Origin of the sequence: Bartonella clarridgeiae ATCC 51734 (genome assembly GCF_000518185.1) — a bacterium.
Taxonomy (GTDB): domain Bacteria; phylum Pseudomonadota; class Alphaproteobacteria; order Rhizobiales; family Rhizobiaceae; genus Bartonella; species Bartonella clarridgeiae.
The window spans coordinates 349,418-364,693 of record NZ_JADC01000009.1 but is presented as its reverse complement, the minus strand read 5'-3'; the positions used below and the strand labels follow the sequence as shown (position 1 = coordinate 364,693).

The following is a 15,276-nucleotide window of genomic DNA, read 5'->3' as shown; positions in this document are numbered from 1 at the left end:
ATCTCCTCCACCACCATTCTAAGCTAAATAGTTGATGCCCAGTTCTATTAAAAGAGGCTGTCCTCAAAGCGCAACTTTTTTCTTGACGATTTTTATCATGTTTAATATTATCGCGTTGATATTATGAATCACAATTATATTTGACTCATTAATTATGTAATCAGATTGTGTAATTAGTAAGGCGAATGTTTTAGCATGTGATAACTTAAAGTATTTAGGTATAGAGGGGGTGTTTTTAAGAAAAATTATGGTGAACTATGCGAATAAAACGAAATGTCTATAAAAGATATGTAACTTTATCTATGCTATTATCAGTTTACATGCCTTCATTTGTTTTTGCACAAAACAACGATAAGGATTTTATAACTAAACTTAAGCCAATTGTAATTGAAAAAAAAATAGAAAATCCTTTGAATAAAGCGACGGTCTTGACTGATCGTGAAACTGTTCAAAATATTGATAAAAAACAAATAAATGATATTTACGATGTCAACCATCTTAATCCCTCTATAAACTATAGTACAGATAATAATAGTTTTATAATTCGTGGTCTAAATTCCAATCGTGTTTTAACAACGATGGATGGTATTCCTCTTCCATGGCTTAATGATGGGGTACGTGGTATTAAAGGTGGAAGTTCCGCATTTACCTTTAATTCACTTTCTACAATTGATATTGTTCGTGGTTCGGATTCTAGTATTCATGGTTCTGGTGCACTAGGTGGGATTATTGCATTGCGCACTCTTAATCCTGAAGACCTCCTCACAAAAGAAAAAAACTGGGGTGCCCTTACAAAAGGAAGCTACAATTCTGTTGATAAAAGTTGGCACGTAGATCAAGCTTTTGCAGTGCGTGCGAATCAAATCTTATTGCTTTTTCAGGGTTCTCGTACAGAAGGTCATCAACGTAAAAACATGGGTACTGTAGAGAGTTATGGAGATAAGCGCACACGTGAAAATCCTGCTGACTTTGATAAAAATAATTTGCTTTTTAAAGTCCATCAATATCTTAATGATAATCATCGGCTTGGCTTTACAGCAGAGCGCTTTGCTTACAATAAAGAAACTCATTCATTGAATACTTCAACTGAAATATTTTTGCCAAAATCTGTTTACAATGAGAAACACACACACCGTAAACGTTTTTCTGTCTCCTATGATTATAACGGCAATGGAGATGCTACTTTTGATGCATTTCATGGGCAATTTTATTGGCAAAAACAATCAAATAATCACACCTTAAATGGGTATCGTATACAAGCACCAAAAGGAGATTATTTAAGAGATAACTTTATGCGCAATACTGGTTATGGCTTTAATGCTCATAGTTTTAAAAAACTTGATATTGGTTCTGTAAATCATAAGTTAAAGTTTGCTACAAATGTTTTTGCTTCTAAATTTCATCAATATGCATCGGGTAAAGATAATTGTCATTTAAGAGGAAATGAGCGTGGATGTGTATTCCTAGGTACGAACAAATCAGATGCACCTGATACAAATAGCCACGGTTTTGGTTTGGCTTTCGAAGACGAAATTGGTTTTTCTAACAATGATATTCGTTTTATCCCTGGAATACGTTATGATTGGTATAAACATATCCCTCAAAAGACACCTGCTTTTGAAAAAGCATTAGGTTCCAGAATAATGCCTAAAGAAAATAGTAGCTCACATTTTTCTCCCAAAATACGGATGGAATGGGATGCTAATAATCAAGTATTATTTTATACTCAATGGGCACAGGCTTTTCGTGCGCCGAGTGTTTCGGAGCTTTACTTAACCTTTATCAAACCTTCTTTTTATTATATGATTGGAAATCCTAATCTTAAACCAGAAACTAGTAATGGATATGATATTGGTTTACAATACAAAAATATGCATTTTAATGGTTCTTTCAGTGTTTTCACCAATGAATATAAGAACTTTATTGATGTTATAGATAAGGGGCCTTCACAAGAATTTATATATGCTCGCAAACATTATATAAACCGTGCACATGTGCGTGTTTCTGGTGTCGAAACGAAAGCACATTTCACCTTGATGAATGGTTTTTACAGTAATGTTTCCCTTGCTTATGTAGAAGGAAAAGATCTCGATAAAGATGAATATCTTAACTCAATCCCAGCTTTTAAAACAGTTTTTGGATTAGGATATGAGAAAGAAATTTGGGGAACAGATGTTGTACTTACTTTAGCTGCTAAGCGTGATAAAGTGGAAGGAGATTCTGATTACGCTAAAGTTCCAGGTTATGGTGTAGTTGATATATTGGGTTGGTGGAAACCTTTCGGTGAAAAAGGTCCAGTTATAAGAGCTGGTATTTATAATCTTTTTGACCAAAAATATTGGAATGCAACTGATCTGCCTTCTCCTTCTCCTATACCTAAACGTCAACCACTACCACCAAAAGATTATTTCAGTCAGCCTGGTCGTAACTTTAAGGTATCGTATGTGCAAAAATTTTAACTATTGCTGTCAAGTCTTTAAACTATTGAGGAAATCATAATTGAGAAAAGGGTATGTTATTGCGTTTTAATCCTTACTTGATTCTAATCTAAAAATTGAGAAAAGGATTATAAATATTTTTAATTTATCAGATTCAATTTTTTTTATTATTAATAGTAGCAATTTATTTATTTGGCAGGCTGGGTCATTGTTTACAATGGCTCAGCGTAGTTTTTTAGGATGAAGTAAAATTGACTCTAAATAAAGTAAGGAAAGTCTATGTCTTATACAGCTGAAATGATTATTAAACTGCGTGAAGAAAAAAAAGATATGCGCAATCGTGATTTTGCTACTTCGATTGGTATATCTGAAGCAGAATTCATCGCAGCTTATCGTACAATCGGGAAAGCAAAAAGATTAAAAGTTGACATTCCTATTCTCCTTGAAAATGCTCCTAAAGTTGAAACCGTCATGGCATTAACACGCAATGAATATGCCGTTCATGAAAAAACAGGATGTTTTGAAAAAATTATTCTGAATGAATATATCCCTATGACATTTGGAGAAATTGATTTGCGTATTTTCCCCAAAAAATGGGAATTTGGTTTTGAATATGAAATGATGGTTTTTGGAAAACCTACAAAGAGCCTACAATTTTTTGATCAATACGGTACCGCTATTTTTAAAGTCTATTCTAAAGATATGACAAATATAGAACAATGGAATGCACTTATTGAAAAATTGCTCCATGAAGATCAATCATCTGCTCTTGATATTCTTCCTACTCCTGCACCTATACAATATGATACAAAAAATTTGGATATTGAGAAATTTCGTGACCGTTGGAGAAAAATGACTGATGTGCATCAGCTCCATGAAATTACTGCCGAATTTAAAATTGGTCGACATGATGCTGTAAAACACGCTGGAAACGAGTTTACTGATGAATTAAGTTTAGAATCTATTGAAATTATGTTGAACAAAGCCGTTCAACAAGAAATACCAATTATGTGTTTTGTTGGCAATAAAGGCTGCATCCAAATTTTCAGTGGGCAAATTAAAAATATTAAACAAATGGGACCTTGGCTCAATATTCTCGATGAAAAATTTCATTTACATATGCTTGTTTCTGGCGTTAACAAAGTATGGCATGTTCGTAAACCTATAAGCGAGGGTTATGTCAGTTCTCTTGAAGTTTTTGATCAAAATGGTGAAATGATTGTTCAATTCTTTGGCATGCGAAAAGAAGGTCAAAAAGAATGTGAAAATTGGCGTTCTCTATTGAATGATTTGCCTTTATACCAAGAAATAAAGGTTACTTAAAGGATAAGACTTAGATGTTGATACCTGTTTTGCATAAAATATCAAGCCTTTTTCTTTTGTGTTTGTTGTTCTCCTTTACTTGTTTTTCTAGACAAGTAATTGCTGAACCCACAACAAGTTTTCCTGAAAATGCACGAATTGTTTCTGTTGGTGGCGCTCTTACAGAAACTGTTTATGCATTAGGGGCTCAAGATCAACTTGTAGCCCGTGACAGTACAAGTATCTATCCACAAGCTGCACTCAAACTTCCTGAACTTGGATATATGCGTAATCTTTCACCTGAAAGTATTTTATCTCTTTCTCCAGAAGGTATATTACTTATTGAAGGAAGCGGTCCTCCTTCAACAATTGATGTTCTCAAAAAAACATCAATCCCTCTCGTAATCATACCAGAAAACTTTTCTCGTGAAAGTGTCATAGAAAAAATTCGCCTTGTTGGTAAAGCTCTACATCGAGAAGTTCAAGCAACTGAACTGATTGAAAAATTGAACCGTAATTTTATGAATAATGATAAACTTTTAACAAAAATAACTAACCCAAAACGCGTTCTTTTCATTTTTTCAGTACAAAACGGAAGCGTTATGGTATCTGGAACAGATACTGCAGCTGACAGTATGATAAAACTTTCAGGAGGTATAAATGCCATTTCTGATTATAAAGGATACAAACTTTTAAATAATGAATCGTTATTAAAATCAAATCCTGATTTCATCTTGTTTGTAAATCACAGTGGAAATTCAACTAAAATTGATACAATTTTAGCTATACCAGCAATTCAAGGAACACCTGCAGCTCAAAATCATGCCATTAAACAAATAGATGCCATGTATTTTTTAGGTTTTGGTCCACGCACCGCAGACGCATCAAAAGAACTTATTAATATGCTTTATAGCACAGAACAAAATGGCAAAAGTTGAGAGAAAATGGTTGAGAATATTTCTACAGCGCATATATCTGAAATAATAGAAAATACGAAAGAAAAACCCACCAATCGAGGAAAAATTGCACTATTAAGTTTAATAGCGATCCTTATCTTCAGTATTTTTAGCGCGCTATTCAGTGGTGCATCAAATGCTTCTCTCATTAATCTCATTCATGTAATTCTTACACAAGATTTTTCAGTAGGTAGTAAGACATATGATTATCTTATACTTATCGATATAAGACTACCCCGTATTATCTTAAGTTCATTGGTTGGTGCAACTCTTGCTGTTTCTGGCGTTATTATGCAAGGACTCTTTCGTAATCCTCTTGCAGATCCTGGAATCGTAGGTGTATCAGCAGGTGCGAGTCTCGGAGCTGTATTAGCCATTGTTATTGGTATTTCCTTCCCACCTTTTTTTATTCCTCTTCTGGAATCTTACAAAATTGTCATAGGTGCATTTTTGGGTGGTCTTTTATCAACAATAGTTCTCTATGTAATAGCAACACGACAAAGTTTTACTTCTATTGCAACAATGCTTCTTGCAGGTATTGCTCTTAGTGCTCTCAGTAGCGCTATCGTTGGAAGTTTAATTTTTACTGCCAATGATCAACAATTGCGTGATATTACTTTTTGGAATCTTGGTTCTCTTTCGGGTGCCACATGGTTAAAAGTTGGCCTTATCTTACCTATTGTTTGGATTGGTCTGCTTTTTTCTCCCTTTTTATCACATGCGCTTAATGCACTCGCACTGGGAGAAGCTATCGCTCAACATATTGGTTTTCATATTCAACGGATTAAAAATATTGCTGTTTTACTTGTCGCTCTCATGTGTGGAGGGGCAGTTGCTGTCAGTGGTGGTATTGGTTTTATTGGTATTGTTGTTCCACATATTTTACGTCTGCTTATTGGTCCTGATCACCGCTATCTCATTCCCTGTTCTGCTCTCTTAGGAGCAACATTACTCACTTTTTCTGATACCTTTGCGCGTTGTATTATTGCTCCAGCAGAATTACCCATTGGAATTGTCACAGCACTTTTTGGTGCGCCTTTTTTCCTTTGGATCCTTATACACCAACGAGGGATAAATTTTTCATGATTGAGGCAATTAATATCTGTATTCAACGCGGGAAGACATATATTCTTAATCATGTTCATCTTCAAGCTAAAAGTGGGGCTCTCACTATCATTATTGGTCCAAATGGATCTGGAAAAAGTACCTTTATAAAAGCACTTAGTGGAGAAATTCCTTATAATGGCAAAATGACTCTGAATGGCCATGATATCAAAAAAACACAAGCTAATAAAATGGCAATGATACGTGCAGTTTTGCCCCAATCAACGACACTAGCATTTCCATTTTTGGTTCATGAAGTGGTAAGACTTGGTCTTTCTATCAACCAAGTTAACATCACAGAAGCTCAATTAAAAAGCCTCCCCCAAAAAGCCTTAAAACGTGTTGGTTTAGCAGACTATGGAAACCGATATTATCATCAATTATCTGGTGGTGAACAAGCTAGAGTCCAACTTGCTCGTGTACTTTGCCAAATATGGGATCCCGTTTATAATGGAGTTGCTCGTTGGCTAATATTAGATGAACCTATTGCCAACCTTGATATACAACATCAGCTTATTGTCATGAATATTATAAAAAATTTTTCTCATTGTGGTGGTGGTGTTCTTGCTGTTCTACATGATCTCAATCTTGCTGCTCATTATGCAGATAAAATGATATTATTAAAACAAGGAAAAATTTATTGTGAAGGAGATGCTTCCACTGTTTTAACAACAGAAAATCTGCGTAAAGCTTATCATTGCTCGCTCAGGGTTTCTGAAATACCTAAAAAAAACATTCCTTTCATACTACCACAAACAGCATCTCATTTATAACACATATAATACAACATCTTTTTCTGAGAAAAGGCTTGATTTAATCCGAAAGTCAAAGCTTTCCAATAAACTTTTTCAAATAAAATTGTTTTTTTATTATAGCTATTTCTGTATTCTGTAGAGCAATTTGGCATTTTACACTCAAATTTATTAGCTCATCATTTAGCCATGAAATTAATGATACTTCATTTACGGCTTTTTTCTATAGTAGAGCTTTAAAAAAATTAAATGAAGAAAGTTGAAATTAAAAAAAAACGCTTTATAGAAACAAAAGTCCTATTTTCAGATCTTAATTATACCTGTTTTAAGCTTAAAAAACATAAAAATATACTATGTTTATAAATGGCGGAGAGGAAGAGATTCGAACTCTCGAGAGCCTTTTGAGCTCTACTCCCTTAGCAGGGGAGCGCCTTCGACCACTCGGCCACCTCTCCAACTAAGGTTGCATAAACAGTATCAGTAAAAAATTCAAGATATTTTCGATTTTTTTCAAAAATATCTGAAATTTTAGTTCTAATTAACTAGATCAAAAAAATAATGGAAGAATGTTGCTTTTTTATCACAAAAACTTAAATAGTGTATGAATCACTTTTAACAAGATTATTTCATATTTGTATCTCCAAATAAAGATTTGTATAGTTAACATTATGTAATGTTGTGTTTAGTTCCCTCGTATTTTTTATTAAGCAGACATATTATACACATTATAATAACCCAACTGGAGATCATTTATGAATATTAAAACCTTCCTTTTAAGCTCTACATTGGTTCTTTCTGGAATTCTTGAAGCTCAAGCAGCTTCAGCCATTACAGCAAAGCCAGAACCTATAGAATATGTACGTGCTTGTGATGCATACGGCTCAGGGTATTTCTATATTCCTGGAACAGAAACGTGTATTCGTGTCTCTGGTAATGTCCGCGCTGATGTTGCAGGTGGTGATAATATTGATGCGAAAACCGATGCAGATTTAGCAAATAGTCAAAAAACTTATCGCACAACTTCACGCTTAACCCTTATTTTCCAAGCTGCTTCTGAAACTGAATTAGGAACACTTCGTTCATACGCAGCAATTCGTTCACAATGGAGTAAAGGAAAGGATAGTTCTGGTGGACAACTTCGTGCTGCTTATATTGAACTTGGTGGTTTTCGTGTAGGTCTCGACGAAACAATCTTCAATAGTTGGACCGGTGGTTATGGTAAAGTTATGAATGATGACAGCATAGCACCAGCAGGTGATATACGTACTAATGTTATTTCTTACACTTTTAATGCTGATTCCGGTTTTTCAGCTATTATAGGAGTCGAATTGGGTAACGCTTCAGGCCCTTCTCTTAAAACAAGTGCTGGTGAGAATATCAACTACTATTATATCGATAAAGATAGCAAAATTGTTCGTGTTGATGATACTGATCTTCCCAGTAAACAAACAAAAGACTACAACCCTAATATCTTATTTGGCATGAAATTTATGCAAAAATGGGGTGGTGTTTCAACTGTTATTGCTTATGATGCTTACTACAAAAAATGGGCTGGTAAGGCACGTGTAGATTTTAATGTTAATAATAATTTGAATCTTTGGGCAATGGGAGGTTATAAAAATAACTTAGATTACTATATAGTAGATACAGTAGGTACTAATAATGTATTGTCGCGCCAAAATACGACCATCTACGCAAATTGGGGTGGTAAGTGGGCAGCATGGGGTGGTGCAACTTACAAAATCACTCCAAAAGCAAATTTGAATGCTCAAGTATCCTATAGCGCTATAAAAACTTTCGCAACATCCGTTAATGTTGCATATAAACTGGTTCCAGGATTTATTATTACACCTGAAATAACTTATATTTCTTGGAAAGATGACCGTACTTTTAAAAGTAAAGAAAATAATATAAAAAGCTACAACAATGCGTTGAATGGAAGAAGTGCTTTGCAAAGTATGATTCGTTTCCAACGTTCATTCTAATCTCTTTAAAATTGTGCTTATAGAAACTGGTAGCTTGAAGTTACTAGTTTCCTTTGTTTTTTTTGACGACATCTGTCATAATCACAAAATATCTTATAATCTTGAATTCATTGATAGTTGTCTATAAAATAATAACTTCATTACATATATTATTAAGTGCTCTAATAGTAATAGAGCTATATTTTTTCTATCAATAAATCGCTTATGAATTAAGTCATAAGAATATATTTTTACTTATGCTATTTTTTTAATATTATAGGTTGGTTACTTACAATAGTGTCTTGATCCCATTAAAAAAAACATTCCAGAATTATTCAAAATATATCTTTGCAATTGACATTATCAGCATTTCAGCTGATCATAACTGCACAAATAAATGCTCTGACCGGGAGTGGAGTACATATACAGATTACTAAAGATATTTTTATTGACTTCCTCAAAATAAAATTTCCTGAACTTTGTCATTTGTCAGATGTGCATTGATACAAAAAATGATATTGTGCGTAATCTCTTATTAAAGAATCCTTGATTTATTGAGTTGAACGTATCCCTGATAACCTTGCAAAGCGTTTTTTCACTACGAATTTATAAGGAGAAAGTTTGTGCAAAAAAATACTCCATCAATTAGTTTTTATCCCTTCCCTGCTTCACGCAAAATTTATCAACAGAGCCTTCTCTTTCCTAACGTGCGTGTACCATTACGTGAAATTTCACTAACAGACAGTAATCATGAAGAAACTTTAAAGGTTTATGATACCTCAGGTCCTTACACCGATGAAGATGCGACTATTGATATTACAAAAGGATTACCTGCCATTAGCACACCTTGGTTATCTGAGCGTTCTGATATCGAATCTTATCCTGCCCGATTAATTAAACCTGCAGATAATGGTTTTACTCATGATAAAAACCTTGCACCAACTTTTGAACAAATGCGTCCCGTTTTTCGCGCAAAAAATGGTAAAGCAGTCACACAAATGGCTTATGCACGCGCAGGTATTATTACAGCAGAAATGGAATATGTTGCTATACGTGAAAATGAAGGTTTGGTAGCAAAAGATCAACAAAAAATGTCGGGTGAAACATTCGGTGCATCAATACCAGAAACGTATACTGCAGAATTTGTTCGTAATGAAATTGCCTGCGGACGCGCTATTATTCCTCAAAATATCAATCATCCAGAATGTGAACCAATGATTATTGGGCGTAATTTTCGTGTTAAAATCAATGCTAATATCGGTAATTCGGCAGTCACTTCATCCATGGCAGAAGAAGTTGAAAAGATGGTTTGGGCCATTCGTTGGGGCGCAGATACAGTTATGGATCTTTCAACAGGTCGTAATATTCATAATATTCGTGAATGGATTATTCGAAACTCTCCTGTTCCCATTGGAACTGTCCCGATCTATCAAGCGCTTGAAAAAGTGCATGGTATTGCCGAAAATTTAACATGGGATATTTTTCGTGACACCTTGATTGAGCAAGCAGAACAGGGTGTTGATTATTTTACTATTCATGCAGGATTAAGATTACCATTCATACCTTTAACCATTAACCGCATAACAGGTATTGTTTCACGAGGTGGCTCTATTATTGCTAAGTGGTGCCTTCATCACCATAAAGAAAATTTTCTGTATGAACATTTTGATGAAATTTGTGACATTGCACGCATGTATGATGTCTCTCTTTCATTAGGAGACGGATTGCGTCCAGGTTCTCTTGCGGATGCAAACGATGAAGCCCAATTTGCCGAACTTAAAACTTTGGGAGAACTAACAAAAATTGCATGGGCAAAAGATGTACAAATTATGATCGAAGGACCTGGTCATGTACCAATGCATAAAATTAAAGAAAATATGGAAAAACAACTAACCCTTTGCCATGAAGCACCATTTTATACTTTAGGTCCTCTTACAACTGACATTGCTCCCGGATATGATCATATCACATCAGCAATTGGTGCTGCTATGATTGGTTGGTTTGGTACTGCCATGCTTTGCTATGTAACACCTAAAGAACATCTAGGACTACCAGATAAAAATGATGTAAAAACTGGCGTGATTACTTATAAAATTGCAGCTCATGCTGCTGATCTTGCGAAAGGCTTGCCCGGAGTACAATTGCGCGATAATGCCCTTTCACGTGCACGATTCGATTTTCGGTGGCGTGATCAATTTAATCTTTCTCTTGATCCAGATACAGCACGCGCTTTCCATGATGAAACAATGCCTAAAGAGGCGCATAAATTAGTGCATTTTTGTTCTATGTGTGGACCAAAATTCTGCTCAATGCGTATTTCCCATGATATCCGTGATGCAGCAACAATAAGAAAAAAGGAAGGCATGATTGCTATGGCTGAAAAATATCAAAAAAATGGTGATCTCTATATAGAAAATGCTCCTTCTAGAAAAGAGGTAGCAAACAGTTGAAAAATATTCTTATCAAAGGTGCAGGCGTGGGCGGTTTAACAGTTGCTTTTATGCTACAACAAAAGGGTGTTCCTGTTACTGTATCTGCCCCTCTTCATTCTCCTATAGGAACTGCAAGCTGGTATGCAGGAGGCATGTTAGCACCTTACTGTGAAAAAGAAAGTTCTAAGCAAATTGTCGAAGATCTTGGTGTACAAGCTATGCAATGGTGGAGTGAAATACTTCCTGAAATTGTAATACAAAAAGGTACTTTGGTCGTTGCTCCTACACGAGATATAGCAGAGCTCGAACGATTTTCAACACATACAAATAATCATAAAACCATAGATAATACAGAAATAGCAAATCTTGAACCTGATCTTTCTGGACGTTTTAACCGTGCACTTTTTTACGAAACTGAAGCGCACCTTGATCCTCGCAAAGCACTGATCACTTTAAAAGAGATTCTTATAAAAAACGGTGCTTGTTTTGTTGATATAGGAATATCCGAAGAGAATTTTAATATTATTATTGATGCAACAGGGACAGCACGTTTAGGCAAAGATAAAAATATAAGAGGAGTTCGTGGTGAAATGCTTCTAGTGCGTAGCACAGATATTAAAATTTCTCGTCCAATTCGCCTCCTCCATCCACGTATTCCAATCTATGTAGTACCCAGACAAAATAATATCTTTATGATTGGAGCAACAATGATTGAAAGTGATTTTAGTGGTGCTATCTCCGCAAGATCAATGATGGAATTTCTTAATGCAGCTTATACTCTGCATCCTGCTTTTGCCGAAGCAGAAATTATTGAATCTGGAGTTGGTGTTCGTCCATGCTACCCTAATAATTTGCCTTATGTTCACAAACATGACAATTATATCTATATTAATGGTTTTTATAGACATGGTTTCCTTTTATCTCCAGAAATGGCAAAACAAGCGATAAAATTAGCGTTGGAATAAAACATGAAAATATCTGTCAATGGTGAAATAATTGAAACAAAAGTAACCTACCTGAAATTAATTCTTGACGAGTTAGGTTATGAAGGCAACTGGCTAGCAACAGCTGTTAATGGTGAAGTTGTTTCTATTGATGAACGAAGTCAATTTGTCTTGCATGAAGGAGATAGAATTGAAATTCTAACCCCAATGCAAGGAGGTTAAAACGATGTTGAATTTTTATGGACGCGAATTCTCTTCTCGCCTTTTATTAGGTACGGCTCAATATCCCTCACCAGAAATCCTTCGCAAAGCTATTCATAAATCTGGTACAGAAATTATAACAGTTTCATTACGCCGAGAAACTGCAGGTGGAAAACAAAGTGGACAATTTTGGCAGTTTCTTAAAGAACTTGATATAACAGTGCTTCCCAATACTGCTGGCTGTTATACTGTTAAGGAAGCTGTAACAACAGCCCAATTAGCACGAGATCTTTTTAAAACGCCTTGGATTAAGCTTGAAGTTATTGGTAATCCGGATACATTACAGCCAAATGTTTTTTCTTTAGTCGAAACAGCGCAAATTTTAAATAATGAAGGGTTTCAAATTTTTGCTTATACAACGGACGATCTTATTGTTGCTGAAAAACTCTTTGAAGTTGGCTGCCGTGTCATTATGCCTTGGTGTGCCCCTATTGGATCTGCAAAAGGTCCTCGTGATACTGATGGATTGCGCTCTATCCGTGCTTATCTTCCTGATCTTACTCTTGTTATTGATGCCGGTATTGGACGTCCATCGCATGCTACCATTGCTATGGAACTTGGCTATGATGCAGTATTACTCAATACAGCTGTTGCTAAAGCAGGTGATCCTGTATTAATGGCTGAAGCATTTTCTAAAGCTATTACATCAGGACGTATGGGTTACAAAGCAGGATTACTTGAAGCACGCAATGTAGCAGTTCCTTCAACACCAGTTATTGGCAAAGCAATATTTTCATGAAACTTGACCCATTTTATCTCATTGTTGATAGTGCTGATTGGGTTGAACGTTTAATCCCCTTTGGAGTTAAACTGATACAGTTACGCATAAAAGATAAAGATACGGAAACAATTATTCAACATATAAAACGAGCGAAGAACATATGTGATAAATTTAAAGCCCAATTAATCATTAACGATTATTGGAAAATAGCAATCGATGAAAAATGTGATTTTATTCACCTTGGACAAGAAGATTTAAAAAATACTGATATTTCAGCAATCCGTAAAAGTGGTATAAAATTTGGTCTTAGCACTCATGATGAACATGAACTCGATATAAGTCTATCTATTTCTCCTGAATATATTGCACTTGGTCCTATTTATCCGACAATTTTAAAAAAAATGAAATGGGCCCCACAAGGACTAGAAAAAATCAAACAATGGAGAAAGCGAATTGATTCTTTGCCTTTAGTAGGCATTGGTGGTTTAACACCAGAACGAGCAATTGATGTTTTAAAAGTTGGAGCAAATAGCGCTGCTGTTGTAACTGATATTATTTTAAATAAAAAACCCGAAAAACGTGTCCAACAGTGGATAAAGGTGACCCAAGCATGGCGTTAGTGTCTTCTATACTCATCGTTGCAGGTACAGACCCAACAGGAGGAGCTGGTATTGTTCGTGATATAGAAACAGCAACATATTTTCAAACAAAAGCAAGTTTAGCAATCACAGCTGTTAACGTGCAAGATAACAATCATGTTGCTGAAATTATACCTATGAGTAGAGAAACTATTGCTGCACAAATGCGTGTTGCCCTCAAAAATAATTCAATACATGCAATCAAAATCGGTATGACAGGAACCCAAGCGATTATAGAAGGGATCTGTGATATCTTAAAAGACTATCATCATATTCCAACCGTTCTTGATCCTGTGCTTATAGCCTCATCAGGAGGGCAACTTACCACAGAAAAAATCATAGATATTATGCTCAATAAACTGTTTCCTCATATTGATCTTTTAACACCTAATATGGTAGAGCTCGCTCTTCTCAGCCAAAGCCCTTTGGCTTCTAATCATGAAGAAGCAATCCAACAAGCACAAAAACTTCTTTCATTTGGTCCACGCCATATACTAATAAAAGGCGGACATATCGAAGGTAATTTTGCAACTGATAGCTTAATTGACAAAACTGAAGTTATAAATATTTCCTCTCCGCGTTTAAAAGGAACAATGCGTGGAACAGGTTGTATCCTTTCAAGTGCTATTGCTGCACATCTAGCATTAAAACAATCGATGATTGAAGCCATAAAAAATGCGAAAGCCTACACTTACACATTACTTCTGAAGCATTGTCAAAAGAATCTTTAAAATCTAATACTATTCCATTTTCTGAGAAAATACTGAACTTCCATTAGCAACAAACATATTATAAATCTTGAAGAATAATTCTTCTTGGTTTATTGATTTATGGATCAGCTAAAAGCAAAAAGTGAAATGTCAAAAAAAATAAAAGATTTAATCTTAAGTGAAGATCTGCTCAACTTCTATAAAGAAAGCGGAGTTGATACTGCGCTCACTGATGTTCCTATTGATCGCTTTAATCAACCCACTACTCCTTTAGAACCGCAATTAAATCAAGCATACAATCCCCCCCATCATAAACAAATATCACCAACCATAAAACCGTATGCTCTTCCACCCTATAATCCCAATAACACACAACCTGCTCTTTCAGCTATAGAGATAGCAAAAAATGCCCAAACACTTGATGAGTTGAAATCTGCTCTCCTCTCTTTTAACGACTGCTCATTAAAACTAACAGCTAAAAATACTTGTTTTTCGGATGGAACAGCAGGAAGTCCCCTGATGCTCATAGGTGAAGCTCCAGGACGAGAAGAAGATATACAAGGAATTCCATTTGTAGGAAAAGCAGGAATATTACTCAACAAAATACTAGCATCAATTGGTCTTACAAGACAAAATGTTTACATAGCAAATACTATTCCCTGGCGTCCACCAGGAAACCGCACACCAACGCCACGCGAAGTTGCATTATGTCGTCCCTTTATTGAACGTCAAATTTTTCTAGCCAAACCTCGTATCCTTATAGCACTAGGAGGCACTGCTACACAATTTTTTACAGGGGTTCAGAGTAGCATTATTCGAATAAGAGGGAAATGGCTTACTTATGAAAATGAAAATCTTAAAATACCCGTTATGCCAACCTTTCATCCTGCTTATCTTTTACGAACGCCTAGTCAAAAAAAGCTCACATGGATAGACTTTTTAGAAGTAAAAAACCGTTTAAATAATCTTTAGTCATTTTTTAGATTCTGCCTTTTCTTAAAAAATAAGCAGCATTTCAATAAATTATACTCCCAAAATATAGCAAGGAAAACAA

Annotated in this window: 13 protein-coding genes and 1 tRNA gene; 13 read left to right on the top strand and 1 reads right to left on the bottom strand. The window is 35.2% G+C overall.

Going from position 1 to position 15,276, the window contains the following annotated elements:
* Nucleotides 1-257: 257 nt before the first annotated feature.
* From T420_RS0102005 to T420_RS0101985, 5 genes are all read left to right on the top strand, one after another.
* Entirely contained in the window at nt 258-2,459 is a 2,202-nt protein-coding gene (locus T420_RS0102005) for a TonB-dependent hemoglobin/transferrin/lactoferrin family receptor (protein ID WP_026501097.1), read from the top strand.
* Nucleotides 2,460-2,717: 258 nt separating this feature from the next.
* Nucleotides 2,718-3,761, top strand: coding sequence for a hemin-degrading factor (locus T420_RS0102000; RefSeq protein WP_013544760.1), 1,044 nt, complete (start codon nt 2,718-2,720; stop codon nt 3,759-3,761).
* Nucleotides 3,762-3,775: 14 nt separating this feature from the next.
* The gene (locus T420_RS0101995; RefSeq protein WP_026501096.1) at nt 3,776-4,678 is read left to right on the top strand and encodes a heme/hemin ABC transporter substrate-binding protein; all 903 of its coding nucleotides are present in this window, start codon (nt 3,776-3,778) and stop codon (nt 4,676-4,678) included.
* A gap of 6 nt (nt 4,679-4,684) precedes the next feature.
* Nucleotides 4,685-5,782 (top strand): FecCD family ABC transporter permease, encoded by a 1,098-nt coding sequence (locus tag T420_RS0101990; protein ID WP_013544758.1) that lies wholly within the window; start codon nt 4,685-4,687, stop codon nt 5,780-5,782.
* Nucleotides 5,779-6,573: a heme ABC transporter ATP-binding protein gene (locus tag T420_RS0101985; protein ID WP_013544757.1), complete on the top strand. Its 795-nt coding sequence runs from the start codon at nt 5,779-5,781 to the stop codon at nt 6,571-6,573. The genes T420_RS0101990 and T420_RS0101985 overlap by 4 nt, the downstream gene beginning before the upstream one ends.
* A 343-nt stretch (nt 6,574-6,916) precedes the next feature.
* Here the strand turns inward: T420_RS0101985 and T420_RS0101975 are convergent.
* Nucleotides 6,917-7,007 (bottom strand) — tRNA-Ser (locus T420_RS0101975).
* A 297-nt stretch (nt 7,008-7,304) separates the two neighbouring features.
* Here T420_RS0101975 and T420_RS0101970 point away from each other — a divergent pair.
* The 8 genes from T420_RS0101970 (at nt 7,305) to T420_RS0101935 (ending at nt 15,194) form a co-directional block, all read left to right on the top strand.
* Entirely contained in the window at nt 7,305-8,537 is a 1,233-nt protein-coding gene (locus T420_RS0101970; protein WP_013544755.1) for a porin, read from the top strand.
* Nucleotides 8,538-9,139: 602 nt separating this feature from the next.
* A complete protein-coding gene (gene thiC, locus T420_RS0101965) occupies nt 9,140-10,966 on the top strand; it encodes a phosphomethylpyrimidine synthase ThiC (RefSeq protein WP_013544753.1) in 1,827 nt (608 codons plus the stop codon).
* A complete protein-coding gene (locus T420_RS0101960; RefSeq protein ID WP_013544752.1) occupies nt 10,963-11,913 on the top strand; it encodes an FAD-dependent oxidoreductase in 951 nt (316 codons plus the stop codon). The genes thiC and T420_RS0101960 overlap by 4 nt, the downstream gene beginning before the upstream one ends.
* 3 nt (nt 11,914-11,916) lie before the next feature.
* A complete protein-coding gene (thiS, locus tag T420_RS0101955) occupies nt 11,917-12,114 on the top strand; it encodes a sulfur carrier protein ThiS (protein WP_013544751.1) in 198 nt (65 codons plus the stop codon).
* A 4-nt stretch (nt 12,115-12,118) separates the two neighbouring features.
* Nucleotides 12,119-12,892 (top strand): thiazole synthase, encoded by a 774-nt coding sequence (locus tag T420_RS0101950; RefSeq protein WP_013544750.1) that lies wholly within the window; start codon nt 12,119-12,121, stop codon nt 12,890-12,892.
* On the top strand, nt 12,889-13,494 hold the full coding sequence (locus T420_RS0101945; protein ID WP_013544749.1) for a thiamine phosphate synthase: 606 nt from the start codon (nt 12,889-12,891) through the stop codon (nt 13,492-13,494). Before T420_RS0101950 ends, T420_RS0101945 begins: the two co-directional genes overlap by 4 nt.
* Nucleotides 13,485-14,243 carry a hydroxymethylpyrimidine/phosphomethylpyrimidine kinase gene (locus T420_RS0101940; protein WP_026501095.1) on the top strand — a complete coding sequence of 253 codons (759 nt, stop codon included), beginning with the start codon at nt 13,485-13,487 and terminating at the stop codon, nt 14,241-14,243. Before T420_RS0101945 ends, T420_RS0101940 begins: the two co-directional genes overlap by 10 nt.
* A 126-nt stretch (nt 14,244-14,369) precedes the next feature.
* On the top strand, nt 14,370-15,194 hold the full coding sequence (locus T420_RS0101935; RefSeq protein WP_026501094.1) for a uracil-DNA glycosylase: 825 nt from the start codon (nt 14,370-14,372) through the stop codon (nt 15,192-15,194).
* Nucleotides 15,195-15,276 lie beyond the last annotated feature (82 nt).